We start from the raw sequence: 26376 nt of genomic DNA, 5'->3' as shown, positions 1-26376 counted from the left end.
ATGTAATGAAAGACTCGATCAAAGATACGTATGATAAATTAGCGAGTACATATAAAGAAAATCTAGATTTGGCAAATCCATATAACAGTTATTATGAAAGACCAGCGATGATGGAGATTATTCCAAAGAAACTAGAAGGGAAGAGAATACTAGATGCTGGATGTGCAGCTGGATGGTATACTTCTCAATTCGTAGGAAAAGGAGCAAACGTTACAGCAATTGACGTAAGTTCTGAAATGGTAAAAGCCGCAAAGGAAAGTACAGGTGATAAAGCAACGTTTCTTTGTCATGACCTTCAAGAAACATTACCATTTGAAGATAACTCTTTTGATATGATTGTAAGTTCGCTTACTCTTCATTACTTGCAAAATTGGAGTAATGTATTTCAAGAATTTCATCGCGTCCTTAAACCAGGTGGTTTATTTGTGTATTCCGTTCATCACCCATTTATGGATTTTACAAAGTTTCCGTGTGAAGATTATTTTAAAACGCAATTGTTAGTAGATACTTGGCGGAAACCCAATATTACAATTGAAGTAAGTTTCTTTAGAAGGTCACTTCAAGATATTATTAATGAAACAACGAGTAATTTTATATTAGAAGAGTTAGTCGAGCCGAAACCGATTGAAAAGATGAAGGAAGTAGATGGAAAATCATATTATTATTTAAACACTAACCCGCATTTCCTTATTATAAAAGCGAAGAATACAAAGTGAAATCGTATATAAATAGCTAGTAAAATGATTATATTTTACTAGCTATTTGCAGTTTTACATTATATATTAGGAGATTTTGAAATGAATACGAAACGAAATAGATTACTATATGCAATGTTTACTATAGTTGTTATTATTTTAGGTCTTAGTTCAAGAAAGTTTGCTTTTGCGTTACCTGATTTATTAAATGATTACTTAGGTGATGCTTTATGGGCGCTAATGATTTTCACGGGATTTGGTTTCTTATTTCCTAAAATAGAAACGAAGAAATTAGCTTTTATTAGTTTGATATTTTGCTACGGGATTGAAATTAGCCAATTGTACCATGCATCTTGGATTGATAATATTCGTGCAACGACTATAGGTGGACTCGTATTAGGTTACGGATTTTTGTGGAGTGATTTAGTTGCTTATACAATTGGTGTGGGAGTAGGAGTGCTTTGTGAATTTATTTTACGGAAGAAATAAGTGAATTTTAAAAGGGGTATTTGTATATGGAGGATATATTAGAAATTGCTAAGTTTTGGTTTCAAAATGAACATGTAACGGCCACAGTAATTCAATCGAAAGTCACGAAGGTTACGTGTAATAATAAAGCGTATATTTTAAAGGAAAAGGGATCGATAAAGCAGCTTCTAGTTGAACTCAATATATTGGAGCAGCTGTATGAAAAAGGAGTTAAGGTACAAAGAGTAGTAAAAACCGAAAGTGATAAAAAGTATGTATTATATAAAGAGAAATATTATTGCTTATATGAGTATGTTGCCGGAAATGTTTTAGAAATAAAAGATACGGACAAACTCATAGGGTTAGCCAGCATAATTGGAGAAGAAATAGCTAATCTGCATCAAGCACTTAATTCGGTGAATAGTGCTAACGAGTTAATAAATAGAGATTTATATAAGGTGGTATATAAATGGGCTTTACCGATTTTAGAAAAGCATGAGCATGTTCATCAGGATGTGATTCGAAAAATGGATCAAATACATACAGCTTTCAAGGAAACGGTGCACTCATTACCGAAACAAATTATTCATCGTGATATGCACTTATCGAATGTTATCTTTCAAGAAAATGAATTTCAAGGGTTTATAGATTTTGAGCTTTTAGAAAGCAATGTAAGAGTATTCGATTTATGCTATTGTTGTACGAGTATTTTGAGTGAGTTATATAGTGATGAAACCCTAAGAGGGAAATGGTTTCAAATCGTAAGCAAAATCTTTGAAGGGTATTATAAGCAAAATATTTTAACGAGGGAAGAACTACAATCCATTTGGTATGTCATGCTTTCTATTCAAGTTATATTTATTACTTATTTTGTTCGGTTATCAGATTTATTAAAGGTGAATGAAGAAATGTTCTTCTGGATTTTTGCTAATAAGAAAGATATTGAAGAATCTATAGAAAGGACCATACTAATATGAAAAAAATAATATTAATAGGTTCTGGCGGTTCAGGAAAATCTACATTAGCTAAGCAGTTAGGAAATAAACTAAATATTAAGGTGCATCATCTTGATGTATTATTTTGGAAACCGAATTGGGAAGGTGTTCCGAAAGAGGAGCAAAGAATAGTTCAAAATAACTTAATTCAAGATGAGAATTGGATTATTGATGGGAATTATGGCGGAACAATGGATATAAGACTGAATGCAGCTGACACAATTATCTTCCTTGATATTCATAGAACGATTTGTGTTTATCGCGCTTTTAAAAGAATTGTACAATATCGAAATAAAACAAGACCGGATATGGGGGCTGGGTGTGAAGAAAGGTTTGACTTACAATTCTTCAAGTGGATATGGGAGTATCCTAAGACGAAAAGACCTTCAATTTTCAAAAGACTAAATCAATTAAGTCAGGATAAAGAAATTATTATTTTAAAATCTTCAAATGAAGTTAAGCGATTTTTAAAAGAAGTGCAGCAAGTATAAACTTATGCACCCAAAGAGTAAATTTTGTTCCATTTTAAAATGGAGGGGATAACATTGAATGAAATCATTCGCTCGATTGATTCTTATATGGTGAAAATTCCAGCAGGAGAAGTAACATTAAGAGATGATCGTATAAAAAAAGAATGGCAAGTTCAAATTAAACCATTTCTTCTTGCAAAGTATGCTGTAACAATGGAAATATATTATGCTATTACAAATAGTACACCAAATAATAATAAAGATAAGCATAAACCAGTTGTAAATATTTCATGGAATGATGCAATCGCTTTTTGTAATTTACTTTCTAAAAAAGCGGGATTAACAGAGTATTATTCTATTAGTGATGACGGCCAAAAAGTTAGTTGTAATTTAGAGTCAAGCGGTTACCGATTACCATCTGAGGCAGAGTGGCAATATACATGCAAAGCAGGTACAACGGGATATACGTATGGGGAACTTCAAAAAATAGCATGGTATAATGAAAATTCAAGTGGACTAATTCATGACGTTGGTAAAAAGGAACCGAATGCATGGGAACTTTACGATATGTTAGGGAACGTTTGGGAATGGTGCTATGATTTGTATGATGAAAAAGTGTACGGATCATACCGAGTTTTTCGTGGCGGTAGTTGGGCTGAAGCAGCTAGAGGTTGCGGTTCTACTTGTCGCCGTCGTAGCCATCCTACATTTCATATAGATGATCTTGGTTTTAGGCTTGCTAGGTCCATTTAGCAGGAAAATGATACAAATAACAAAGAAAGGAGTATGGAGGGTATCCATACTCTAAACAACATAGAAATGATTTAACGTAAGGAGTGTATTTAATGGCTAGAGTTTTATTCATTAACGCTGGATCAGAAGGACATATAAATCCAACATTGAAAGTTTTGGAGGAACTGATTTCCCGCGATGAAGAGGTCGTTTGTTTTTCAATAGAAGCCTTCAGGGAGCGTATTGAGAAGACAGGTGCTACCGTACGAACAATTGATGATCAAAAATTTTTACAAGCTTTTCTTTCCGGTGGCCGAAATTATTTACCAGAAAGAATAAATGGTCTTTTACATACAGCGGAAGTTGTAATACCTAGCGTTCTAGAACAAATAGAAGGTGAACATTTTGATTACATTATTCATGATTCTATGTTTGGCTCGGGCCATTTAATTGCTCAAATTCTAAAGCTTCCAGCAATTAATTCGTGTACATCTTTTGCACAGGATGAAAAATCGTTTACAAGAATGCTAGAACATCTTTCGGAAAATATCCCAGCGGAAGTTCATGATAAAATAAATGATGATTTTCAATACTTAACAAAAGGAATTGCAAAAAAATATGGTGTAGAAATAGCATCACCGTATGAAGTTTTTTGTAATCCAGCACCACTTACTATTGTGTATACAATTAAGAAGTTCCAACCTTTTGGGGATATGTTTGATGAAACATTTAAATTTGTAGGACCATCTATTTCTACACCAATAGTAAAAGATAATTTTGATTTTAATTTAATGAAAGAGAAGAGCCCGATTTATATTTCATTAGGTACTGTTTTTAATGAAGCAATTGATTTTTATAAACTTTGTTTTAAAGCATTCGAAAATAGTGAGCATACAATTGTAATGGCTATTGGGAGTAAAACGCAAATAAGTGATTTGGGGGAGATTCCTAAAAACTTCATTGTGAAAAATTATGTTCCGCAAACTGAATTGCTTACATATACAAAAGTATTTATTACACATGGAGGAATGAATAGCACACATGAAGGCTTATATAACGGAGTTCCGCTCATTGTAATTCCGCAAAGTGCGGACCAGCCAGTAATTGCAAAGCAAGTAGCAGATCTTGGAGCGGGAGTTACATTGCAAATGCAAGGATTAACTGCGGATCAACTAAGTGAAAGTGTAGAGTTAGTGTTAAATGATTTATCGTTTAAGGAAGCAGCTTTGAATATGAAGGAATCTTTCCGGAAAACAGGTGGTTATAAGCAAGCAGTTGATGAAATTTTTAAATTTACAGGTCGTTATTAAAACTATACATGTGAAAGGGTGTCTATATTAAATGATATAGACACTTTTATGTTATATGAAGCGAAGAATTGATGAAATGGAAAGAATGAAAATACTAGATGTAAATTTTGCTGATATGACAGCTACACCATTTTTTCAAGTGGAGGCGAAAAATAGAATTAGATTCGATATAGAATTATTTGAGGGTAATTTGAGAGGATTAAGAGGGATTTTGACTGAACTTTTTAAAAGTCCTGATACAATTGATGTTTCATTTATTTCCGGTATATAACATATGGTAAAAGTAAGAGAGTAAATGAAAAAACGAAAATCGGAAGGTTCATAAAAATTAAAAATTAGACAGAAACGCAAGTAGACGTTGATGATCTTGAAAGTACAATCATATTTACTACAATTAAAGGTGTCCATGAAGATGAAGTATATAAGTATTGCAAGCATGTCGTTAATGGTGGTCAGCAAGCTTATCTTTCTTTTTATAACGATACTTATTTGTTGTATATAAGTACAGACGTAATTGATATTATTTCACCAGATACAAGTTTAATAGAAAAATTAAAAATCCAATACTATAAAGAGTATGACAAGTTTTATGAAACTATTTTGAAACATTAGGGATTATTCACAAAATATAAGTAATCTCACGTACCCGATAGAGACATATATTAAATATGGAGAAGGAAGGGTGTTTCAAAAAAATATAATCTCACATCGCTATGCATATCAAGTTGATTAAGAAGTATTTCGAGAAGACTTGGTGCAATCCATCCGCTTATACAAAATGCCTTTATATGGCCTTTTTTTTACAAGATTTATAATTTCTATTGCGCACTTTTACTTTATAATTTTAAGATGTAGTTATATGTGTTAGTAATAAATTCACTGTTTCTGCACAACTTCTGCACATGTTTAGATAATTTCTATGTCATGATATATTCAGTAAGTGAAATGTATCACAAGGAATGAAATATTTCTTTACTACGGTGTATGCATAACTTACGCATACATCACTACAAGATTGTCTCTTGTTATTCTTTTACATCAAAGCCCACATTACACTACGAAGTATAACAAGAAGGGGACATGAACATGAATAATCGAATTTTAAAACATCTACAGAACATGAAAATGAACAAAAAAAGTCTAGGAGCTGTTGTATTAACAGCTGGAATTATCGGCACGACACTTATTCCTCAAAATGCTTACGCGCACGGTTTTGTTGAAAAGCCTGGTAGCCGTTCCGCTTTATGTAGTCCAACTTATGGTGCACTAAATGTAAACTGTGGAAGTGTTATGTATGAACCACAAAGCTTAGAAGCACCAAAAGGATTCCCGCAAGCTGGCCCAGTTGATGGACAAATCGCTTCTGCAGGCGGAAAATTTGGTGGTATTTTGGATCAACAAACAGCAGATCGTTGGTTTAAAAATACAATCACTGGCGGAGAAAATACGTTTACTTGGAAGTTTACAGCGCCACATTTAACAAGCAAATGGCACTATTACATTACTAAAATAGGCTGGAATCCAAATAAAGCGCTAACAAGAGCGGATTTTGAGCCAATTGGAACTGTACAACATGATGGTTCCGCAGCTTCAAATAATGTAGCACACAAAATCAATGTACCTACGGATCGTAATGGCTACCATGTGATTTTAGCTGTATGGGATGTAGCTGATACAGCAAATGCGTTCTATAATGTAATTGATGTGAATCTCATCAATAATGTGAAACCAGACACAGAAGCGCCAAGTATTCCAAATGGAATTCAGGCGCAAAAAGTAACAGCGAATAGTATAGAACTAACATGGAACACTTCTACGGATAATGTAGGAGTAAAAGGGTATCAAATCTTCCGTAACGGAGAGATGATTGACACAGTACCAGGCACTCATTTTATTGATAAGAAATTACAACCAAGTACAGAATACTCTTATACTGTAAAAGCAATTGACGCAGCCGGCAATCTATCGAAAGAAAGTACAGCGCTTACAGTAAAAACAACAGTTGAGGCTCCTGATGCAGAAGCACCAACACAACCAAAAGGATTACATAGTATGGGGACAACAGCGTCAAGTGTGGATCTTATGTGGAGTCCATCTGATGATAATGTTAGTGTAGACCATTACGATATTTATAGAGAAACAGATGGATCAATGAAAAAAATTGCAACATCCAATACGACTTCTTATATAGATAAAAATTTACTCGCTAATACGACTTATAAATATGTAGTGAAAGCTGTTGATGTAGCTGGAAATGAATCCGTACAAAGTGATATATTCACAATTACTACAAAAACTGAAAGCGCTTCATATGGAGAGTGGGATGCAAAGAAAGCGTATAAAAAGGGTGATAGAGTTCTAAATGAAGGAAAAGTGTATGAAGCAGTACAAAATTATCAAGGAAATGGGGATCCAAACTGGATTTATGCTTTATCCTTATGGAAAGCAGTGTAAGCTTTACCTCAAAATGAAATGAAAGATGATGGGCTTTGATGCAAAAAAAGGAAGCTTGAGAATTAACTTTTCTGCTTATAAAAAAGACGACGTATTCAGCGTCGTCTTTTTGTATTAATCTAGAATATTCATCAAAGAGACTTTCAAACGAATAAGCTACAGATAGGTTACTATACGAATACATAATGTAGAATCATATAGTAACCTTTCTATTATGATAACACTTTCGTCATAAGAATGTGCGGAATTCCATCTTCCATAAATACGTCGGAAGAAGTTTGATATCCTAATTTTTTATAAAATCCTTCAGCTTGTGTTTGCCCGTGTAGTTTTACCTTTGAAGCTTTTTTGTTAAGAGCAATTTCTTCTAACGTTTGAATGATTACTTTACCTAATCCGTATGTACGATAATCTTTTAAAATACAAATGCGCTCTAATTTTCCGATTCCATCAACAAATCGTATACGACCTGTACCTACAGGAAGTTCATTATAATAAACTAATATATGTTTGCATGTCTCGCCAATTTGGTCGTATGTATCGAATTCATCTTCAAGAGGAACACCTTGTTCTTTTACAAATACTTCTTTTCGAATATGAAAGGCAGTTTCTAAATCTGTAAGTTCTGTTATGAGTTTGGATTGCAAATTGTTCAGCCCTTTCTAGTGTGATATGAATGTGTTTTCATAGTATATCATACTGTAATGCTATAAAAGAAAAAACTGACTTGAAAAAGTCAGCCTTTAAAATGATTAATATTCTTTTATACCGTTTTCTGTTCCGATGATCACTTTGCTCGTCATATTGATAAATAATCCTGTTTCAACTACACCGGTAATCATCTTTAACTCTGTATTTGTATCATTTGGATTCAATATTTTGTTTGTAAAAATACAATCAATAATGAAATTACCGTTATCGGTTATAAATGGTCCACCATCTTTCATACGTAAACATGTTTCGCATCCTATAGATTGAACTTTCTTTTCAGTTTGTTTCCAAGAGAAGGGGATGATTTCAATAGGAAGTGGAAAAGTGCCTAAATGTGAAACGATTTTGGATTCATCTGCAATAATTATAAGCTTTTCAGAGGAGGTAGCGACAATTTTTTCGCGAAGTAATGCACCACCGCCACCTTTTATTAATTGTAAATCATTATTGATTTCATCTGCACCATCGATTGTAAAATCGAGTATGTCGATTTCATTTAAAGAGATTAAAGGAATAGCTAGTTGTTTAGCTAATACTTCAGTTTCTTTTGACGTTGGTACAGCTTGAATGGATAAACCTTCTTTTACACGTTGACCTAATTTTTGTATCATCCAGTATACTGTAGAACCTGTACCAAGCCCAATCTTCATTCCATCTTTTACAAAGTTAGCAGCGTATTCACCAGCGAGCTGTTTTAAATTCATCGCTTTACTCCGCTGGACGTGGTCCAGCATCAAGACCTGAATTTTCGACTGTAAGTACCGGACGAACGACTATATCTTTATGTACGCGCATTTGACACGATAAGCGTAAATGATCTTCAATTCCTTTTTCCGTCATCGCATTTTTTTCATTAGTGTTTGCTTCACAAAAATCACCTGCTATAATTTCTACTCTACAAGTTGTGCAACGTGCTTTTCCACCACAACGATGGAGTATGTGTACACCGTTATCTTCAATTGCTAATACTAACTTTGTACCTTCTTTTACAGCAAACGTTCCCGCACCTTCAATTGTTAATTTTGGCAAATTTATTCCTCCTCACGTAAAATTGTACATAACATATTTATGACCGCGAATTATTGAACATAAACATTATTTTTTTATAAGTCCCGTAACTTTTTCGTTTAATCGATCGTTTATTAAGTAAGCGCTGAAAAGGAGTGGTTATTTTGTGCACAAAAGTAACTCAGATTTTAAAGAATCATATCGATATGAATCATTCAAATATAAATTTTTTAACTGAGAACTATGCAGAGTTAAAAAGGTATTGTACCTTTTTAACGAAAAACAAATGGGACGGTGAAGATCTCGTCCAAGAAACAGTTTGTAAAGTTCTTCATAAATACGGTAATAAAGATATTTGTATGACGCTGCTATATAAAATAGCTAGAAATCGTTGGTTAGACCAGATGAAGTCGAAATCAGTTCATGAAAAAATAAAGGAACAAATTATTGTTGAAGAACTACATGAGAAAATTGCTGATTTGCATGAAATGGTAATGAAAGTACTATCTTCATTAAATGTACAGCAATCCGCAATTTTATTATTAAAAGATGTGTTTCAATATAGTATCGCTGATATTGCTAAAGTATGTTCTGTATCGGAAGGTGCAGTGAAAGCCTCTTTATTTCGGAGTAGAAATAGGCTGAAAACTGTAAGCGAAGAAGGGTTTGAAATAGTCGAATTCACAGATGATATTGAAATTGTTGTATCGTCTATTCGTGAAGAAAGGCCGGAATTATTAACAAAGCTTCTTCCAACAATAGATTTTACTAAGTTACCATCTAAACAGCCAGTCTTATTATTTAGTGCGAAAAACCCTTCTTCCTACAGTTGTATGCTGTGCGTAGCATAACAATTATTGGAGGGATTAAAAATGAATACAATTCCATACGTTGTAGAACAAACAAAATTAGGTGAACGTTCCTATGATATATATTCAAGGTTATTAAAAGACCGAATTATTATGATCGGTTCAGAGATTAATGATCAGGTTGCGAGCAGTGTAGTAGCACAATTATTATTTTTAGAAGCGGAAGATGCAGAAAAAGATATATTCCTGTATATCAATAGTCCAGGCGGTTCAACGACAGCAGGATTTGCAATATTAGATACGATGAACCTTATTAAACCAGATGTGCAAACACTTTGTATGGGTTTTGCGGCATCATTTGGTGCGCTTTTACTATTAGCTGGCGCAAAGGGAAAAAGATTTGCGCTCCCTAACAGTGAAATCATGATTCATCAACCTCTCGGCGGTGTAAAAGGGCAAGCAACGGAGATTGAAATTACAGCAAAAAGAATATTAAAGTTAAAACATGATATTAACAAAATCATATCTGATCGAACAGGGCAACCAGTAGAAAAGGTAGCTCATGATACAGAAAGAGATTATTTTATGACGGCAGTAGAAGCGAAGGAATATGGAATTGTTGATGCAGTTATTGAGAAAAAATAACCTGAAACAGGCTAGAGAATATGATAAATTCTCTAGCCTGTTTTTGTCATTCTTTTACCCATTCATCAACTAAAGCTTGATTTTTTTTAATCCATTTTCGCGCGGCTTCTTCCGGATCTTTCGTTTTATTTAGCATGACCATTAAAGTACCTAGTTGTTCATCGTTCATTTTCCATTGATCAAAGTATTTCACAATATCCGGATGATCTTTTTCGAAACCTTTGCGAACGGAGTAATAAATGTCATCTTTTTCACCATATACTTTCTTAGGGTCTTTCAAATATTTCAAGTCAAATTCTGAAAAACCCCAATGCGGATTCCAAAGCGTAACAGCGATTGGTTTCTTTTTCGTATATGCCTTCTTTAGTTCGCTCATCATCGCAGCTTCTGAAGATTGGACAAGTTTTAATTTTATATCATATGCCTTCATTGCTTTATCCGTTAAATTCATAAGGCTACTACCTGGTTCAATCCCAACAATTTTATTATCTAGCTCATCTTTATGTGCGTTTAAATCTTCTATGCTGTTTATGTTTTTCATATAAGAAGGGACGACTAAACCTAGTCCAGTGCCTTCATACCATTTTGATTTTAAGACAATATCATCTTTATAACGAGCATTTAGCGGTTTATCCGTAACAGGCAGCCATACTTCTAAATTTGCATCGACATCACCACGAGCAACACCAGTCCAAATCGCAGCTTTTTCTAAATACATGAGCTCAACTTTATAGCCTTTTTCTTCTAATAAAACTTTCCACATGTTTGCAGTTGCAATATTTTCTTTCCAACTTGTTACACCAAGTTTAATTTTTCCTTTCGAATTTGCATTTGTTGCATTACATGAAGTGAAAATCATAGTAATAAATAATGCAAGGCATATAAGCCATATTTTCTTTTTCATTGAAACCCTCCTAAGAAACGTTTGCCTCTTTAAATAAATGTATAAGTAAGCATTCTTATTATGAACGGAAACGAAAATTTTAAAGAAAGCTTATGAATGTCATTTTTATGTAATATTTCTTTGTAAAATCGCAACACTATGTAAATAGATGGGTAGAAAAGGAGTAGTGACATGGATAATACAAAGGTACGTGTTGAAAATGTAACAAAAGTATTTGGGAAACATCCGCAAAGAGCGCTTACCTTATTAAAAGAAGGAAAAAGCAAATCCGAAATTTTAAAAGAGACAGGAATGAACGTTGGTGTGAAAAAGGCAACGTTTGAAGTATACACCGGAGAAATTTTCGTGATTATGGGTTTATCCGGTAGCGGGAAATCAACGCTAGTTCGAATGCTAAATCAATTAATCAAACCGACAGCGGGGCATATATACATAGATGGTGAAGACATCGCAACGATGGGAAAAGAAGAGTTACGAAGAGTGAGAAGAACGAAGATGAGCATGGTGTTTCAAAAATTCGCTTTATTTCCGCACCGTACAGTGATACAAAACGTTGCGTACGGGTTAGAAATTCAAGGAGTTCCAGTAGAGGAACGAGAAAATAAGGCGTTAGAATCGCTACAGTTAGTAGGGCTAGATCATCATAAAGATAATTACCCAAGTCAACTTAGTGGTGGTATGCAGCAGCGTGTTGGAATCGCAAGGGCACTAACGAATAATCCAGATGTATTACTAATGGACGAGTCATTTAGTGCATTAGATCCACTAATTCGAAAAGAAATGCAAGATGAATTGTTAGAGTTACAAGATAAAATGGAAAAAACAATTATATTTATTACACACGATTTAGATGAAGCTCTTCGAATTGGAGATCGTATCGCATTAATGAAAGATGGAGAAATCGTTCAAATTGGAACGCCGGAAGAAATTATGATGAGCCCTGCCAATGAGTTTGTAGAGAAGTTCGTGGCGGACGTGAATTTAGGAAAAGTAATTACGGCGGAATCTATATTAAAACGACCGGAGACTTTATTAATTGACCGTGGACCTCGTGTAGCACTTCAAATTATGAGGAATGCGGGCGTTTCTACAGTATATGTTGTAAACAAAAAGTATGAGTTTTTAGGTATATTAACCGCAGATGATGCAAGTAAAGCAGTACAAAAACAGTGGCCGATTGCTGACTTATTACTTAATGATATTCCGCACGTTTATTTAGATACTTTACTTGAGGAAACGTATGCAAAAATGGCGGAGATGAAATATCCGTTACCCGTAATTGATGAGAAGAAAAGGTTAAGAGGAATTATTAAACGTGAAAGTGTCATTCAAGCTCTTGCAGGAAACATTGAGGAAGAGGTGAAAGACGATGAGTAGTATACCACGTATCCCATTAGGCGAATGGGTCGATTCATTTGTTGCAAGTTTATATGAGCACTTTGAAGGCTTATTCCGAGGGTTCTCTTATATTATCGGCGGATTCGTCGATTTACTCACTAATTTTTTAACAATAATACCAGCTATATTGATGATTATTATCCTATGTTTCCTCATTTGGTACACAACGAGGAAAGTATCTTTAGTAATTTTTACGCTCATCGGATTATTATTTATTTTAAATATTAACTACTGGGCACAAACGATGCAAACATTAGCACTCGTACTTACGTCTGTTATTATTTCAATTATTGTCGGAATTCCAATTGGCATTTTAGCATCTCAAAATGAACGTTTCTCAAAATTTTTAAAACCGACATTAGATTTTATGCAAACAATGCCAGCATTCGTTTATTTAATACCAGCCATTACGTTTTTTGGTGTAGGCGTTGTTCCTGGTATTATTGCTTCCGTTATTTTTGCAATGCCACCGACAATTCGTTTTACTGATTTAGGAATTAGACAAGTTCCGGAAGATTTAATTGAAGCAGCGAATGCGTTTGGTTCTACCGCATCACAAAAATTATTTAAAGTACAATTACCACTCGCAACTGGAACGATCATGGCTGGTGTGAACCAAAGCATTATGCTGTCGTTGTCGATGGTTGTAACGGCTTCACTTGTAGGAGCGCCAGGACTTGGAGTAGATGTGTACCGTTCTGTTACACAAGTAAATATTGGAATGGGATTTGAAGCGGGACTAGCCATTGTTGTCATTGCAATTATATTGGATCGCATTACACAAGGATTTCATCAAAAAAGAAGATAACAAAAAAACACACTTTATTATACAAAGTGTGTTTTTTTGTTTGAAAAGATTACATACGAACAATAACAGAACCGCCAGCTGGTGCACAAACTTGGTTTTGCTGTTGTTCCATTGATTTTATTAAATGATTGTTTTCTTCGATTAAGGAGATTAACTTAGCTAATTGGCTTTCAAGGCTTGCGATGCGCTGCATCATATATTGAGAATCATGATGCATTGTATTTCTTACTGGATGGGGGGAGTAAGCATATTGTTGATTTATATTTGGATTCCAATGAGGATACATTTGAATCGTTCCTCCTTTAATAAATTAAGAAGCTTTCTTATAGTAAATGCCTATATATATTCAATGGTTACTTGAATTTTTTCATTATAAAAGGAGTATGTACAGAAAATAGAAAAGATTATATGTGAAGTTAAAGTACATTTTTTGGAAATATTCAAGTGAGATAGTGAATATATTAATACATTCAAGTAAATGTATGTTATTTAGGGAGAAAAGATGGGAGGAGATGCAATTTTGGCTAAAAATAATAAAAAAAATGATGCCTTGGCAATAGGTATCGGTATAGGGATTGTAATTGGTGTGTTTCAAGGCTTCTTTACTAATAATTTAGTAATCGGAATTGTGATAGGAATTGTAATTGGGATTGCGTTTTTGAAGAAATAGTGAGTTGTAAATTTATTTAAAAAATCGCCTCGTTAAAAGAATGAATTTTCGGAATATAAATCCTGTTTTTCCTTTTTTTATGATATTATATATAAAAAGGATGGTGATAAATATGTCAACAAACAATCAAGTAGAACGAAACTGCTTTATTTGCGAAAAACATAAAGGAAACATTACAGTTCCAGGTGGAGCTATTTACGAAGATGAACTCGTTTACGTTGGGCATGTCCACTGGGATAGTGAAGAAACATACCTGGGTTATGTAATGATAGATATAAAAAGACATGTACCTGGCCTTGCTGAACTAACAGATGCAGAAGCGAAAATGTTCGGACTTATAACAAGTAGAGTAAGTAAAGCGCTAAAAGAAAGTGAAGGTGCAGAGCATATTTACACTTTTGTTTCAGGGAATGGTGTACCACATATGCATATGCACATCATACCGCGTTATCCAAATACACCCAAAGAGTTTTGGTCACCAACCGAAGTAGCGAAATGGACTGGTGCGCCATATGGCGACGCAGAGAAAATCAAAAAACTATGCGAAAGAATACGAGAGTATATGGTGAATGAGGATGCATACAACAAATAATAGACAATATTCATGGGTTGGAAGTACGAAAATGTGTTTAGACGAAGTTTCAGTAAAACAATATGGTGACATCGTGCTCGGTAAATATGGCGGGAATATAAGCGCCGGAGCAAAAAAGAATGAAGACGGTGCCTTAGTTTGGTCGAATGGTGATTGGGAATTTTCGGTTATATTAGACGGACATAATAGTGTAGAAAGTGTTGATTTAGTAGTAAATACAATCGAAAAAGAATATGAAAATATAAAAGTAATTTTGAATGAACCAATTGATTCAGTATTTCGATCTATTGAAAATCATATACTTACAATTTTTCAATCTTCTTCATTTAAGGAAGAGTGTCAAAGAATTAAAGGTGAAACAGCTTGCTTACTATGTGTAAGAAAAGAAAACTATATATGGTGGCTATCTATTGGAGACTGTTTAGTTTATGTATTTCATGAAGAGTTACATAGGTTAGGACAATATGCATTAAATCAACGTCATTTTTACGAATGGATTGGAAATGTAAATACATTTAATTTACCGGTTCCGTGCTATTCAACAGGAATTCGTGAATTACGTACTGGAAAAAATCGAATTGTAATGGTTACAGATGGAGTATTAGAATGCGGAAAACGTCATTATGAAACACCATTGAATCTATATAATGACATGAATAGAAAAAATATAGAACTTGACGAAAGTGTTCACCATGTATTAGAGCACGTTCATCTTCAATTCGGACGAGATAGTGCTACAATTATTAGTTGGGACGTTGAAAACAAAATACATGCTACGTACCCAAGTGATCAGCCGGTGAAAAGGTAAAGGAGGAGACATCGCTGCTTTTAGTTAAAGGGGTTTTATTAGTATTATGGATCGTATTCTTAGTTTTTTTGGAAAAAGTAGTGAGAAAAAAATTAAATATACCGAAACAAACTGACTGGAATAGTAAATATGTAAACAACGCTCATAAATGGGGTACTAGGGTTCTTATCATTTCTTATATAATTGTAACGATGATATGTGCCACTTTAAATCCCGTTTATATTAGTAATTTACCCCTATTATTTTTAATAACTTTATACTGCTTTCAATCATATATGGAGTGGAAATATGATAAAGAATCGAGGGAATATGTCATTTCTTTAGGAACAGTTCTATTATTAATAATAACAGGAATTATGATTAATCTTTTCTTTTATAGTTATTGGATTTAATCCTATGTGGAATGAATGGGGAGACAAAATGAAAATACCTAAATTACGTGCTGAAGTAATGATTTTAAATGAAGATCATTCTAAAGTACTTGTACAATGTGATTTAAGTGAAACATTTTATCGTTTTCCAGGCGGTTCTATAGAAATTGGTGAAATAGCAAAAGAAGCAATAATGCGAGAATTAATGGAAGAATACGATTTGAAGATCGATGTTCAAGAGTTAGCTGTTGTAAATGAGCATATTTTTGAGTGGAACAACGGAAAAGGACATCATTGCACATTGATACGTAGAGGGACTGTTCAAGAGAGAATTACAAATGAAATAAGACATAAAGAACATGAGGATATTATTTTAATATGGAAAAGTCTAGAGGCATTAAAGGAGAAGCCCACATTTCCTGAAGGAATCGTAAGTTATTTAGAAGAGGATAACCGTAATGTAGTCCACTTTATTTCAAATAATTAAATGAAGTAATAGGAGGGATGATAATGGGAACTTCTACTTTTTGGATTATAACTATTATTTTTTGTATAGCTGTCTATTTGTTTGATAAGTTTTTAAGAAAAAAATTGAATATGCCAAAGAGTGGTTTTTGGGGATATAAGAAGCATGTAAATAGTTTACATAAAAAATTGGAAATAGAACTACTTTTTATTTATTTAATAACTAGTTTTATTTTTATCTTTAAATTCGAAAGTGTTAATATTGCTTATGTCATTTTCACTTATTTAGGGGGTACGTTAATCTTAAGAGCATTGATGGAATGGAAGTATGATAGAGAATCGAAAGAGTATATATTTTCGATAATTGGAGTATTTACATTTATTTTTATGACTTCGATGCTATTTTACTTCGTTCCACCTGCGACATAATAAAATGATTATTGATGGTACAAATAATGAAATGATGAAGTAAATAATAACCATTTATCTGTTCGATGATAAATGGTTATTATTTACGTTAAAGTTACATCTTCTTAAAACTCCTCAAAACAAGAAACTCCCACAATCTCCAAGGAAGAATCTTCTTCGCAAAAATCATAAATTTTACACCTTTCCCAATTGGGTATCGTAATGTAGTTCGCTTGGATTCTGCAATTTCAACGATTTTATTAGCAACATCTATCGGGTTTCCTAATGTATCGCTTCCGCTATTAATATGTTTTTGAATTTTATCCATATATTCTTTGTAAGGAGAGGTAGTATCAGATTTGTTTTCAGCTAGTTGTTTACCAACTTCCCATATGTTCGTGTTATAAGAACCTGGTTCAATTAAGGAAACATCTATTCCAAAAGGTTTTACTTCTAAGCGAAGCGATTCACTCCAGCCCTCTAATGCATATTTTGAAGAAACGTAAGGTGATAGACCAGGGAATCCAACTTGGCCACTAATGCTGCTTATATTAATGATTTTTCCACTTTTCTGCTCTCTCATATATGGTAAGACAAGTTGAGTGATTGATATAGCTCCGAAAAGATTCGTTTCAAATTGTTTACGATATTCCTCTACTGGAATTTCTTCTACAAAACCACCGTTTGCATATCCAGCATTATTTATGAGAAGGTCTACTCTGTTTAATTCTTTTAAAAATAATTGGAAGCTATGTATAGAATTCTGGTCTGTTATATCTAATTGTTGAACTTGTATATTTTGTTGTAAGTTAATTTTAGTAGCTTGAGATATTAAGTCTACTTGTTTTTCAAGATTTCGCATTGTAGCAATGACTAAATAGTCTTTTTTCGCAAGTTCAAGTGTCGTTAATAGGCCAAATCCACTTGATGCCCCTGTAATAACCGCGATTTTTTTATTCATTGGTCGCTCGCTTTCTTTTTCTTTTATCATAACGAGTTATGGGGATAAAATCTATTTATTGTATAGAGACATTTGTTATAATTGAAAATAGTTATCAATTAAATTTAGTTTTCACATAAAAGGAGTGTGGATTTCATGGAGACTAACGGTTTTCATGATATTTTTCATAAATACTTTCATGGTTTACAAGTTGTAGAGGAAAGACATATGAATATGCCCAAAACAATAGGTAAGGGTGAAATACGAAGATGGACTTCATTTTCAGGAATGGAAATTGTGTTATCAAATTATCAATTTCATAATAATCATCGCATCCAGTTTGCATCTGATGCAGCAATGGTGGAGCTTAATTTTTGTTTGCAAGGATCCGGAGAAGTGCAAATCGGTCATTCTTCGTATGAATTAGTGTCTGGACATAGCTATTTATATTTTATGAATGATTTTGATGTTTTATTTGAATATGAAAAAGAGAACCCTCTATATTCATTAGCGATTGGGATTCCTGTACAATTGTTTAATCATTTCATGATGAATAATGCTATTGAAAAAAGTTTTGATTTTCATTCTATATTAGGAAATCAATCTTTTAAAAAGTTTCAAACCCCCATTGATGCCCTAACATCTAATATTATTAAGGGAATGTTAAAGAATCCTCAAAAGGATCGTATTAATCAACTCGAAATAGAAAGCAAAGCGCTCGAATTGCTTTCTATATACTTTGGGAAAGTATTACTTAATGATCGTGACGCAAATAAAAGGAGTCAATTATCCAAAAAGGATTTGAATAAAATAAAACAAGCTGAAGAAATTTTACTTCAAAGAATGGAGTCACCCCCATCGTTATTAGAATTGGCTAAAATAGTAGGATTAAATGATTATAAATTAAAAATTGGTTTTAAAGAATTATTTGGCACGTCCACATTTGCATATTTAAGAGAACAGCGAATGGAAAGAGCGATGCTTTTATTGCGCTCAGGAACTAGTAATGTGACCGAAACGGCAGTTGCTGTTGGATACAATAATATTAGTCATTTTTCAGAGTCATTTAAAAAGAAATATGGAATGAAACCTTCTGAGATTTTGCGTATGTATTAAAAATCCGTTATACGGTAAACTCCTCCGCCATTTGGTAGTTGTATTTTGTCATAATCATTATAATTACAATCAACATCCAATTGGAAATAACTTTTTATGGAGGAATTTAAATGAAAGAGCGGAATGAAAGTCATTTTTGGCTATTTGTATTAACAGGGATGTTTCTTATTATAACAACGACTGGATTTGCTCGTATGGCATATGGAATTATATTGCCATTTATGAAGGAAGGACTCAGTTTGTCTACAGCTCAATCAGGTATGCTAGGAGCCATACTCTTTTTAGGCTATTTATTAACAGTAGGAACATCTGGAATACTGACCATTCGTTTTGGAGCAAAATCAGTTTTATTAATAGGGAGTTTGCTCGTCGTTATAAGTTTAATAGGATTGGCATTTGTTTCTTCATTTTTGTTAGCTTCTATTTGTATGTTATGTGCTGGAGCAGGTAGTGCTCTTGTATATACACCACTCATGTCAATAACTGTGGGATGGTTTCCAGACAAAAGAGGAACTGTAATGGGACTATTATTAAGCGGTGCTGGCATAGGCATGTTATTTAGTGGAATAATTGTTCCTTATGTAGTATGTATATTTCCAGAGTATAGTTGGCGTGGTGCATGGTTTTTGTTTGGTATTATTACATGTATCGTTGTATTCGTCACTTCAATTGTTTTGAAAAATCCAGGAGTTACTGAAGAGGAGGGGAAAAGGAATAATAAATCATTTTTATGGAAAACAAAAGAATTATATGTTATTGCGTGTATGTATTTTATTGTTGGTTTAGTTTATTTAATCCCGAATATATATCAAACTAGTTTTATGATTGATAGTGGTATTTCGGCATCAATTTCGGGAACTGTTTATGCGATTGCTGGTATGTTTTCAATCGCAGGAGCTCCTGTCTGGGGATTGATTTCGGATCGGATTGGTATAAAGAAGGCATTAAGTATTGCACTTTTATTAGCTGTAATAGGTGATATGATTCCAATTATATTTGGAAATATAACTGGATTTATTATATCAGCAATTATTTGGGGTTCTAGCCTAGGAGGTATCCTTTTATTAATTCAAGTTGCGGCATCAAAGCAAGTATCTCTCAAATATGTCTCAATGGCAATTAGTTTTATATCCGTTTTCTATGCAGTTGGTCAAATGATCGGACCAGGACTTGCGGGATGGATTATTGGAGAAATTGGTTATACAGCAGCGTATGGATTAGGTGCTTTCGGTTTCTTTATGTGTATTTGTATGGGATTGACACTAAAAAGAGGGAATGTTGCAAACTCAGCGTATATAGAGAAGTGAGTATTGTCATGAAATGAATCTTTTTAACGGGGGGAAGCAACGTGTTCCATGTTAAAGACGTATTAGCAGATCAGTTATTAGCAAATGCGAATGATCCCAGTTGGTATATTCCATTTTCAGATGCAGTAAAAGATTTATCTGAGAGAGAAGCTTTCTGGAAACCGAATGAAGAGTGTAATAGTATAGCTGAAATTGTACAACATTTACTGTATTGGAATACGACGTGGCAAACAAGGTATAAAGAATCAAATGTTAATGCCGTGCCGGCTATTGGTGATAATAACAAAAGTTTTATGCTATCAGATAATCAAACATTTGAAGAGTTAAGAGAAAAACTATTAGAGAAACTGTTACAGTGGCAAAGTCTAATAAATGAAGACAAGGTTGAAAGTGATGTAATTGGATTTCCTGTATCTGCGAAGTGGTGGGAAGTATTAGCTAATGTAACGACTCATAATGCGTACCATATTGGTCAAATTATTTACATTCGGAAATTGCAGAAGAGTTTTGATAGTGAATAATGTCATGATTCTCAAATTAGGTGAACAAAAGTGGACAAAACGAGACAGATGTCTCATTTTGTCCACTTTTTTATTATGAAAGAAAAGAGAAAACCTATTAAATTAGGGATTAGAATTTGGCACAGTACTTGCAATGTAAAAGATGAACAAGAAAATAGGAGGGCTGGACATGTTAAAAACAACTGAAAGTAAAGGGAATGAAATTACGAAAGAACAAGCTCGTTGGATGTACGAAAAAATGTTAGAGATTCGTAAGTTTGAAGATAAGGTGCATGAATTGTTCGCGCAAGGCGTTTTGCCAGGTTTCGTTCATTTATACGCAGGTGAAGAAGCGGTAGCGGTTGGTGTATGTGCCCACTTAACGGATAGTGACAGTATTACAAGTACACATAGGGGTCATGGACATTGTATCGCAAAAGGTTGTGATTTAAATGGTATGATGGCTGAGCTTTTCGGGAAAGCGACAGGGTTATGTAAAGGTAAAGGCGGTTCCATGCATATTGCCGATTTAGATAAAGGAATGCTTGGTGCAAATGGGATTGTAGGCGGAGGTTTTCCACTTGCTTGCGGTTCAGCATTAACAGCTAAATATAAAGGAACGAAAGATGTGAGTGTTTGCTTCTTCGGTGACGGAGCAAATAATGAAGGAACATTCCATGAAGGGGTTAATTTAGCAGCGATTTGGAAGTTACCAGTTATTTTTATCGCAGAAAATAACGGTTATGGTGAAGCAACAACATTTGAATATGCGTCAAGTTGTGATTCCATTGCAGATCGGGCGAAAGCTTATAATATTCCAGGTGTTCAAGTAGATGGAAAAGATTTACTTGCAGTGTATAAAGCGGCGGAAGAAGCAGTAGAACGTGCGCGTAATGGTGGTGGTCCAACAATAATTGAATGTATGACATATCGTAATTACGGTCATTTCGAAGGTGAAGCGCAAACGTATAAGACTTCAGAAGAAAAAGAAGAACATTTAAATGAAAAAGATGCGATTGTGAATTTCCGTAAGCATTTAATTCATGAAGCTTTATTAACTGAATCTGAACTTGTGGATATGGAAAAGGCAGTAGATGATGCAGTACAAAAATCAATTGAATTTAGTGAAAATAGTCCATATCCAGAGGATGAAGAATTATTAAAAGATGTATACGTTTCTTACAAATAAGAGGAGGGTGAAAAATAATGACTAGAACAGTAAGTATGTCAACTGCAATCAATGAAGCGATGAAAATATCAATGCGTCGTGATGAAAATGTAATTTTAATCGGAGAAGATGTTGCAGGCGGTGCACAAGTGGATCACTTGCAAGATGATGAAGCATGGGGTGGTGTACTCGGTGTTACGAAAGGACTTGTACAAGAATTTGGTCGAAATCGTATTTTAGATACTCCAATTTCAGAAGCGGGTTATATGGGAGCGGCGATGGCAGCTGCTGCAACAGGTTTACGTCCGATAGCTGAATTAATGTTTAATGATTTTATCGGTAGTTGTCTTGATCAAGTATTAAACCAAGGTGCAAAGTTCCGCTATATGTTCGGTGGTAAAGCGAAAGTGCCAGTTACAGTACGTACGATGCACGGTGCTGGATTTAGCGCAGCGGCACAGCATTCACAAAGTTTATATGCGTTATTTACGAGCATTCCAGGTATAAAAGTTGTCGTTCCTTCCACTCCTTATGACGCAAAAGGCTTATTATTAGCGGCAATTGAAGATGACGACCCAGTAATCTTCTTTGAAGATAAAACACTTTACAATATGAAAGGCGAAGTACCAGAAGGGTACTATACAATACCTTTAGGAAAAGCAGATATTAAACGTGAAGGTTCTGATGTAACAATTGTTGCAATTGGAAAACAAGTTCATACAGCACTTGCAGCTGCAAAGCAATTATCGAAAAAAGGACTTGAGGTAGAAGTAATCGACCCACGTTCTTTGTCACCGCTTGATGAAGATACAATTTTAGCATCTGTTGAAAAAACAAATCGCCTGATTGTTATTGATGAAGCAAACCCAAGATGTAGTATCGCAACAGATATTGCGGCAATTGTAGCGGATAAAGGATTCGATTTGTTAGATGCACCTATTAAGCGAATTACAGCGCCACATACACCAGTACCGTTCTCGCCACCACTTGAAAAGTTATATTTGCCAACGCCGGAGAAAGTAATTGAAATTGTATCAGAAATGATGAGAGACCAATCTTTATTACATGTGTAATGAAACGATGAGAAGGGAGAGAGAACTATGGCTGTAGAAGTTGTAATGCCGAAGTTAGGTATGGCGATGAAAGAAGGTATTATTACGAGCTGGAATATTAAAGCAGGTGATAATGTAGCAAAAGGTGAACTAATTGCTAGTATTAACTCGGAAAAAATCGAAACTGAAATAGAAGCACCAGCTGATGGAACTGTTCTTGATATAGCTGTAAGTGAAGATGAAGGAGTTCCACCTGGTACTGTAATTTGCTACATCGGTAAGCCGAACGAAAAAATAGAAGTCTATGAAAGTACAAATGTTGTAGAAGAAAAAATACCTAATCCAGAACCTAAAAATGTACAACATCCAGAACCATATGCGAAAGAAATAGCAAATCAAAGAATCAAAATTTCACCTGTTGCGAAGAAAATTGCAAAGTCTGAAAATCTGGATATCATGTCATTAGTTGGTACAGGTCCTGGTGGAAGAATTATAAAGGTAGATGTGTTAAAAGCACTTGAAGAAAGAGTGATGATTCCAGAAGTACTTGAACAAGAAGAAAGTAAAGTAATTCCGGTTACTGGTATACGGAAGGCAATTGCAAACCGAATGCATGCAAGCTTGCAAAATAGTGCGCAATTAACATTAACGATGAAAGTAGATGTTACAGATTTAGTGGCTTTACATAAAGAAATAGCGGAAGTTGTACAAAAGCGATACGATAACAAACTAACCATTACGGATATCGTTTCTCGTGCTGTAGTATTAGCGCTTGGGGAGCATAAAGAAATGAACAGCGCGTATATAAATGATGCCATTCATCAATTTGAACATGTTCATTTAGGTATGGCGGTCGCGTTAGAAAAAGGATTAGTCGTTCCAGCTATTCGCTTTGCTAATAATCTATCTTTAGTAGAGTTATCTAAAGAGATTAAAAATGTGGCACAAAAGGCACGAGCAGGCAGTTTAAGTAGTGATGATATGCAAGGGACAACATTTACAATTAGTAATTTAGGTAGCTTCGGTATTGAATATTTTACGCCAGTATTAAATACACCTGAAACTGGTATTTTAGGTGTAGGTGCAATTGAACATGTTCCTGTATATAAAGGGAAAAAATTAAGAAAAGGAAGTATGTTACCTTTAAGTTTAACATTCGATCATCGTGTACTAGACGGTGCACCAGCAGCTGCATTTTTACGCACAATTAAACAATATTTAGAAGAACCTGTAACAATTCTTTTATAAAGAGAAGGTGAGAGAATGAGTAAATTAGTTGTAATTGGAGGCGGCCCAGCTGGTTATGTAGCGGCAATTACCGCGGCTCAAAATGGAAAAGATGTCACTCTTATTGATGAAGCTGATCTTGGCGGTACTTGTTTAAATGTCGGTTGTATGCCTACGAAATCATTGTTAGAAAGTGCTGAAGTATACGATATTGTTAATCATGCGAATCGTTTTGGAGTATTAGTAGATAAGCAGAATATATCAATTGATTGGAAACAAATACAGACGAGAAAATCACAAATTGTTACGCAGCTCGTACAAGGTATACAATATTTGATGAAGAAAAATAAAATAAAAGTTGTACAAGGTAAAGCGAAATTTGAAACGGATCACCGTGTGCGAGTTACACACGGTGATAAAGAAGATGTAGTAGATGGAGAACAGTTCATTATAGCGGCAGGATCAGAACCAACTGAATTACCTTTTGCTCCATTTGATGGGAAGTGGATTTTAAACAGTAGTCATGCAATGTCCCTAGAAAATATACCGAAATCATTATTAATCGTTGGCGGTGGTGTAATAGGTTGCGAGTTTGCAAGCATTTATAGTCGTCTTGGAGCAAAAGTTACGATTGTTGAAACGGCATCGCAATTATTACCTGGTGAAGATGAAGATATCGCACAAATTTTAAGGGAGAAACTAGAAAATGATGGCGTGAAAATATTTACAGGAGCTGCTTTAAAAGGATTAAATAATTATAAGAAGCAGGCTTCATTTGAATATGAAGGAAGTATCCAAGAAGACAATCCGGAATTTGTTCTCGTTTCTGTCGGTCGAAAACCACGTGTACAAGAATTAGATTTAGAAAAAGCAGGCATTCAATTTTCAAATAAAGGAATTTCTGTGAATGAACATATGCAAACAAACAGATCACATATTTACGCAGCGGGTGATGTGATTGGTGGAATACAGCTTGCTCACGTTGCCTTCCATGAAGGAACGACAGCAGCATTACACGCGAGCGGAGAAGATGTGAAAGTAAACTATCATGCTGTACCTCGCTGTATTTATACAGCTCCAGAAATTGCTAGTGTCGGTTTAACAGAAAAAGGAGCAAGAGAGCAATATGGGGATATACTAATTGGAGAATTTCCTTTTACAGCGAACGGAAAAGCGCTTATTATTGGAGAACAAACGGGGAAAGTAAAAGTTATTGTGGAACCTAAATATCAAGAGATTGTAGGGATTTCTATTATCGGTCCTCGTGCAACCGAACTAATCGGACAAGGAACGGTGATGATTCATACAGAAGTAACCGCTGATATAATGAGAGATTATATTGCAGCACATCCAACTTTATCTGAAGCAATCCATGAAGCATTATTGCAGGCGGTAGGACATGCTGTGCATACTTGAAGGTAGAAAGACCAGTCTAAAATGACTGGCCTTTCTACTATCTAATAATATTTAAGTAGCAATTTGTGTGAAACAATATAAAAACATAGTTCCACCTATTCAATTGAAATGTCCTGTTACTATTTAATTTCAATAGCTGAAGTTATATCGTTCCAATCCGCAGCTAAATTAGCAGTTTGACCATACCAATCAGAGTGTCTAAAGGAGACACCTTTTCCATATCCTTGTGTTGAAGTATGTTCCCATAGCGTTGTTGAATAACTTGCAGAAGGTGAGGCTGTACTTACAGAAGAAATTCTGTCGTTCCAGCTAGAAGGTAAGTTTTTAAAGCCGCTGCTCCAGTAAATATATTGGCCACCTTTATTTTGATGCTCATAAAAATCGGTACTACCAGCACCACTACCTAAAGGGTTAATTTGATTTTTAAGTGCCTTTTTATCCTTTTCAATAAAAGCATTCAATGTTTCTCTGCTAGTAAAGCCATAAGCTAACCAATCTCCATTTTCATTTTGCTTAGGTAGTACCATAGTAATTTGGATGTCTTTTTTTGATTGATCGCTTAATTTTGTGAATGAATTAACATTCTTTTCATCAACTTTTAAATAATCAAATGATTTAATTGTATTATCTTTTTCTGCAGCACTTACTACTCCTAATCCTCCAGTTAATGCAAAACCTGCTACTAATGTCCCTGCTACTAATTTCTTCAACATATAACCATCCCTTTTTGTTTAGATTTTTGTACAGGTGAATCTTTGTACTAGTAAAATGTATTCTAATTACTTATTATTGTAAATATTCTGAGGTTTTATAAATAAAAGGCGTAATATTTACAGTTTTGCATTTTTTCTTTAGAAAAAGTAGTTATTAGAATGATATAATAAATAGATATATCGCTTTTGCTGGATGTTAAAATGTTTTAGGAGGAA

The 26376-nt window shown here is 34.3% G+C and carries 31 protein-coding genes and 1 pseudogene; 25 read left to right on the top strand and 7 right to left on the bottom strand.

What is annotated here, in order from left to right; translation table 11 throughout:
* The first annotated feature begins 5 nt into the window (after positions 1–5).
* From KPL75_RS00515 to KPL75_RS00480, 8 genes and pseudogenes are all read left to right on the top strand, one after another.
* Positions 6–716, top strand: a complete 711-nt coding sequence (locus KPL75_RS00515) for a class I SAM-dependent methyltransferase (RefSeq protein ID WP_219918957.1) — start codon at positions 6–8, stop codon at positions 714–716.
* An 81-nt stretch (positions 717–797) separates the two neighbouring features.
* Positions 798–1184, top strand: a complete 387-nt coding sequence (locus KPL75_RS00510) for a ribosomal maturation YjgA family protein (RefSeq protein WP_219918956.1) — start codon at positions 798–800, stop codon at positions 1182–1184.
* 26 nt (positions 1185–1210) lie between these two features.
* Entirely contained in the window at positions 1211–2140 is a 930-nt protein-coding gene (locus tag KPL75_RS00505; RefSeq protein ID WP_219918955.1) for a phosphotransferase enzyme family protein, read from the top strand.
* The gene (locus KPL75_RS00500) at positions 2137–2649 is read left to right on the top strand and encodes a DNA topology modulation protein (RefSeq protein WP_219918954.1); all 513 of its coding nucleotides are present in this window, start codon (positions 2137–2139) and stop codon (positions 2647–2649) included. The genes KPL75_RS00505 and KPL75_RS00500 overlap by 4 nt, the downstream gene beginning before the upstream one ends.
* A 54-nt stretch (positions 2650–2703) precedes the next feature.
* Positions 2704–3381 (top strand): formylglycine-generating enzyme family protein, encoded by a 678-nt coding sequence (locus KPL75_RS00495; protein ID WP_002085108.1) that lies wholly within the window; start codon positions 2704–2706, stop codon positions 3379–3381.
* A 92-nt stretch (positions 3382–3473) separates the two neighbouring features.
* Complete coding sequence (locus tag KPL75_RS00490; protein WP_219918953.1) at positions 3474–4670, top strand: macrolide family glycosyltransferase; 1197 nt, start codon at positions 3474–3476, stop codon at positions 4668–4670.
* A 76-nt stretch (positions 4671–4746) separates the two neighbouring features.
* Positions 4747–5282 (top strand): annotated as a pseudogene (locus tag KPL75_RS00485) (phosphatase).
* 474 nt (positions 5283–5756) lie between these two features.
* The gene (locus tag KPL75_RS00480) at positions 5757–7124 is read left to right on the top strand and encodes a lytic polysaccharide monooxygenase (protein WP_219918952.1); all 1368 of its coding nucleotides are present in this window, start codon (positions 5757–5759) and stop codon (positions 7122–7124) included.
* A 212-nt stretch (positions 7125–7336) separates the two neighbouring features.
* Here the strand turns inward: KPL75_RS00480 and KPL75_RS00475 are convergent, their stop codons facing one another.
* The 3 genes from KPL75_RS00475 to KPL75_RS00465 all read right to left on the bottom strand — a co-directional run bounded on the left by KPL75_RS00475 (position 7337) and on the right by KPL75_RS00465 (position 8864).
* Complete coding sequence (locus KPL75_RS00475; RefSeq protein WP_219918951.1) at positions 7337–7771, bottom strand: GNAT family N-acetyltransferase; 435 nt, start codon at positions 7769–7771, stop codon at positions 7337–7339.
* Positions 7772–7876: 105 nt separating this feature from the next.
* A complete protein-coding gene (rpiA, locus tag KPL75_RS00470; RefSeq protein WP_219918950.1) occupies positions 7877–8539 on the bottom strand; it encodes a ribose 5-phosphate isomerase A in 663 nt (220 codons plus the stop codon).
* A 4-nt stretch (positions 8540–8543) separates the two neighbouring features.
* Positions 8544–8864 carry a 2Fe-2S iron-sulfur cluster-binding protein gene (locus KPL75_RS00465; RefSeq protein WP_071746158.1) on the bottom strand — a complete coding sequence of 107 codons (321 nt, stop codon included), beginning with the start codon at positions 8862–8864 and terminating at the stop codon, positions 8544–8546.
* A 143-nt stretch (positions 8865–9007) separates the two neighbouring features.
* On the opposite strand from KPL75_RS00465, the gene KPL75_RS00460 reads away from it, so the two are divergent.
* Together KPL75_RS00460 and clpP are read left to right on the top strand one after the other, a co-directional pair.
* Entirely contained in the window at positions 9008–9694 is a 687-nt protein-coding gene (locus KPL75_RS00460) for an RNA polymerase subunit sigma-70 (RefSeq protein WP_219918949.1), read from the top strand.
* Between the two features lie 21 nt (positions 9695–9715).
* Positions 9716–10297 carry an ATP-dependent Clp endopeptidase proteolytic subunit ClpP gene (gene clpP, locus KPL75_RS00455; RefSeq protein WP_071746156.1) on the top strand — a complete coding sequence of 194 codons (582 nt, stop codon included), beginning with the start codon at positions 9716–9718 and terminating at the stop codon, positions 10295–10297.
* A 46-nt stretch (positions 10298–10343) separates the two neighbouring features.
* Here clpP and KPL75_RS00450 read toward each other — a convergent pair whose 3' ends face one another.
* The gene (locus KPL75_RS00450; RefSeq protein WP_071746155.1) at positions 10344–11201 is read right to left on the bottom strand and encodes a glycine betaine ABC transporter substrate-binding protein; all 858 of its coding nucleotides are present in this window, start codon (positions 11199–11201) and stop codon (positions 10344–10346) included.
* Between the two features lie 171 nt (positions 11202–11372).
* Between KPL75_RS00450 and KPL75_RS00445 the strand changes: the two genes are divergently transcribed.
* Together KPL75_RS00445 and KPL75_RS00440 are read left to right on the top strand one after the other, a co-directional pair.
* Complete coding sequence (locus tag KPL75_RS00445; protein WP_000370622.1) at positions 11373–12578, top strand: quaternary amine ABC transporter ATP-binding protein; 1206 nt, start codon at positions 11373–11375, stop codon at positions 12576–12578.
* Positions 12571–13407, top strand: coding sequence for an ABC transporter permease (locus KPL75_RS00440; protein WP_073515292.1), 837 nt, complete (start codon positions 12571–12573; stop codon positions 13405–13407). Before KPL75_RS00445 ends, KPL75_RS00440 begins: the two co-directional genes overlap by 8 nt.
* A 49-nt stretch (positions 13408–13456) precedes the next feature.
* On the opposite strand, the gene KPL75_RS00435 is transcribed toward KPL75_RS00440, so the two are convergent.
* Complete coding sequence (locus KPL75_RS00435) at positions 13457–13693, bottom strand: hypothetical protein (RefSeq protein ID WP_219918948.1); 237 nt, start codon at positions 13691–13693, stop codon at positions 13457–13459.
* 216 nt (positions 13694–13909) lie between these two features.
* Here KPL75_RS00435 and KPL75_RS00430 point away from each other — a divergent pair, with 216 nt between their 5' ends.
* The 6 genes from KPL75_RS00430 to KPL75_RS00405 all read left to right on the top strand — a co-directional run bounded on the left by KPL75_RS00430 (position 13910) and on the right by KPL75_RS00405 (position 16742).
* Positions 13910–14077, top strand: a complete 168-nt coding sequence (locus KPL75_RS00430) for a glycine zipper domain-containing protein (protein WP_219918947.1) — start codon at positions 13910–13912, stop codon at positions 14075–14077.
* A gap of 40 nt (positions 14078–14117) precedes the next feature.
* A complete protein-coding gene (locus KPL75_RS00425; protein WP_375141015.1) occupies positions 14118–14669 on the top strand; it encodes an HIT family protein in 552 nt (183 codons plus the stop codon).
* Positions 14653–15477 (top strand): PP2C family serine/threonine-protein phosphatase, encoded by an 825-nt coding sequence (locus tag KPL75_RS00420; protein ID WP_219918945.1) that lies wholly within the window; start codon positions 14653–14655, stop codon positions 15475–15477. Before KPL75_RS00425 ends, KPL75_RS00420 begins: the two co-directional genes overlap by 17 nt.
* Positions 15478–15557: 80 nt before the next feature.
* Positions 15558–15869 carry a DUF4181 domain-containing protein gene (locus KPL75_RS00415; RefSeq protein ID WP_258236999.1) on the top strand — a complete coding sequence of 104 codons (312 nt, stop codon included), beginning with the start codon at positions 15558–15560 and terminating at the stop codon, positions 15867–15869.
* Between the two features lie 28 nt (positions 15870–15897).
* Positions 15898–16335, top strand: a complete 438-nt coding sequence (locus tag KPL75_RS00410) for an NUDIX domain-containing protein (protein WP_219918943.1) — start codon at positions 15898–15900, stop codon at positions 16333–16335.
* A 23-nt stretch (positions 16336–16358) separates the two neighbouring features.
* Entirely contained in the window at positions 16359–16742 is a 384-nt protein-coding gene (locus KPL75_RS00405) for a DUF4181 domain-containing protein (protein ID WP_219918942.1), read from the top strand.
* Positions 16743–16836: 94 nt separating this feature from the next.
* On the opposite strand, the gene KPL75_RS00400 is transcribed toward KPL75_RS00405, so the two are convergent.
* A complete protein-coding gene (locus KPL75_RS00400; RefSeq protein WP_219918941.1) occupies positions 16837–17682 on the bottom strand; it encodes an oxidoreductase in 846 nt (281 codons plus the stop codon).
* A 135-nt stretch (positions 17683–17817) separates the two neighbouring features.
* On the opposite strand from KPL75_RS00400, the gene KPL75_RS00395 reads away from it, so the two are divergent.
* The 7 genes from KPL75_RS00395 (at position 17818) to lpdA (ending at position 25447) form a co-directional block, all read left to right on the top strand.
* Positions 17818–18777, top strand: a complete 960-nt coding sequence (locus KPL75_RS00395; protein ID WP_219918940.1) for a helix-turn-helix transcriptional regulator — start codon at positions 17818–17820, stop codon at positions 18775–18777.
* 110 nt (positions 18778–18887) lie between these two features.
* Positions 18888–20084: an MFS transporter gene (locus KPL75_RS00390; RefSeq protein WP_219918939.1), complete on the top strand. Its 1197-nt coding sequence runs from the start codon at positions 18888–18890 to the stop codon at positions 20082–20084.
* Positions 20085–20125: 41 nt separating this feature from the next.
* Positions 20126–20605, top strand: coding sequence for a DinB family protein (locus tag KPL75_RS00385; protein ID WP_219918938.1), 480 nt, complete (start codon positions 20126–20128; stop codon positions 20603–20605).
* A gap of 169 nt (positions 20606–20774) precedes the next feature.
* On the top strand, positions 20775–21773 hold the full coding sequence (gene acoA / locus KPL75_RS00380; protein ID WP_219918937.1) for an acetoin:2,6-dichlorophenolindophenol oxidoreductase subunit alpha: 999 nt from the start codon (positions 20775–20777) through the stop codon (positions 21771–21773).
* A gap of 17 nt (positions 21774–21790) precedes the next feature.
* Positions 21791–22825 carry an acetoin:2,6-dichlorophenolindophenol oxidoreductase subunit beta gene (gene acoB, locus KPL75_RS00375; RefSeq protein ID WP_219918936.1) on the top strand — a complete coding sequence of 345 codons (1035 nt, stop codon included), beginning with the start codon at positions 21791–21793 and terminating at the stop codon, positions 22823–22825.
* 27 nt (positions 22826–22852) lie between these two features.
* Positions 22853–24052 carry a dihydrolipoamide acetyltransferase family protein gene (locus tag KPL75_RS00370; protein ID WP_219918935.1) on the top strand — a complete coding sequence of 400 codons (1200 nt, stop codon included), beginning with the start codon at positions 22853–22855 and terminating at the stop codon, positions 24050–24052.
* A gap of 15 nt (positions 24053–24067) precedes the next feature.
* A complete protein-coding gene (gene lpdA / locus KPL75_RS00365) occupies positions 24068–25447 on the top strand; it encodes a dihydrolipoyl dehydrogenase (protein WP_219918934.1) in 1380 nt (459 codons plus the stop codon).
* 119 nt (positions 25448–25566) lie between these two features.
* On the opposite strand, the gene KPL75_RS00360 is transcribed toward lpdA, so the two are convergent.
* A complete protein-coding gene (locus KPL75_RS00360) occupies positions 25567–26160 on the bottom strand; it encodes a hypothetical protein (RefSeq protein ID WP_002147420.1) in 594 nt (197 codons plus the stop codon).
* Positions 26161–26376: the final 216 nt, after the last annotated feature.

This window comes from Bacillus sp. NP247, from assembly GCF_018966865.1.
GTDB lineage: Bacteria > Bacillota > Bacilli > Bacillales > Bacillaceae_G > Bacillus_A.
The sequence above is the reverse complement of the archived record's forward strand: the minus strand, read 5'-3'. Positions and strand labels throughout refer to the sequence as shown.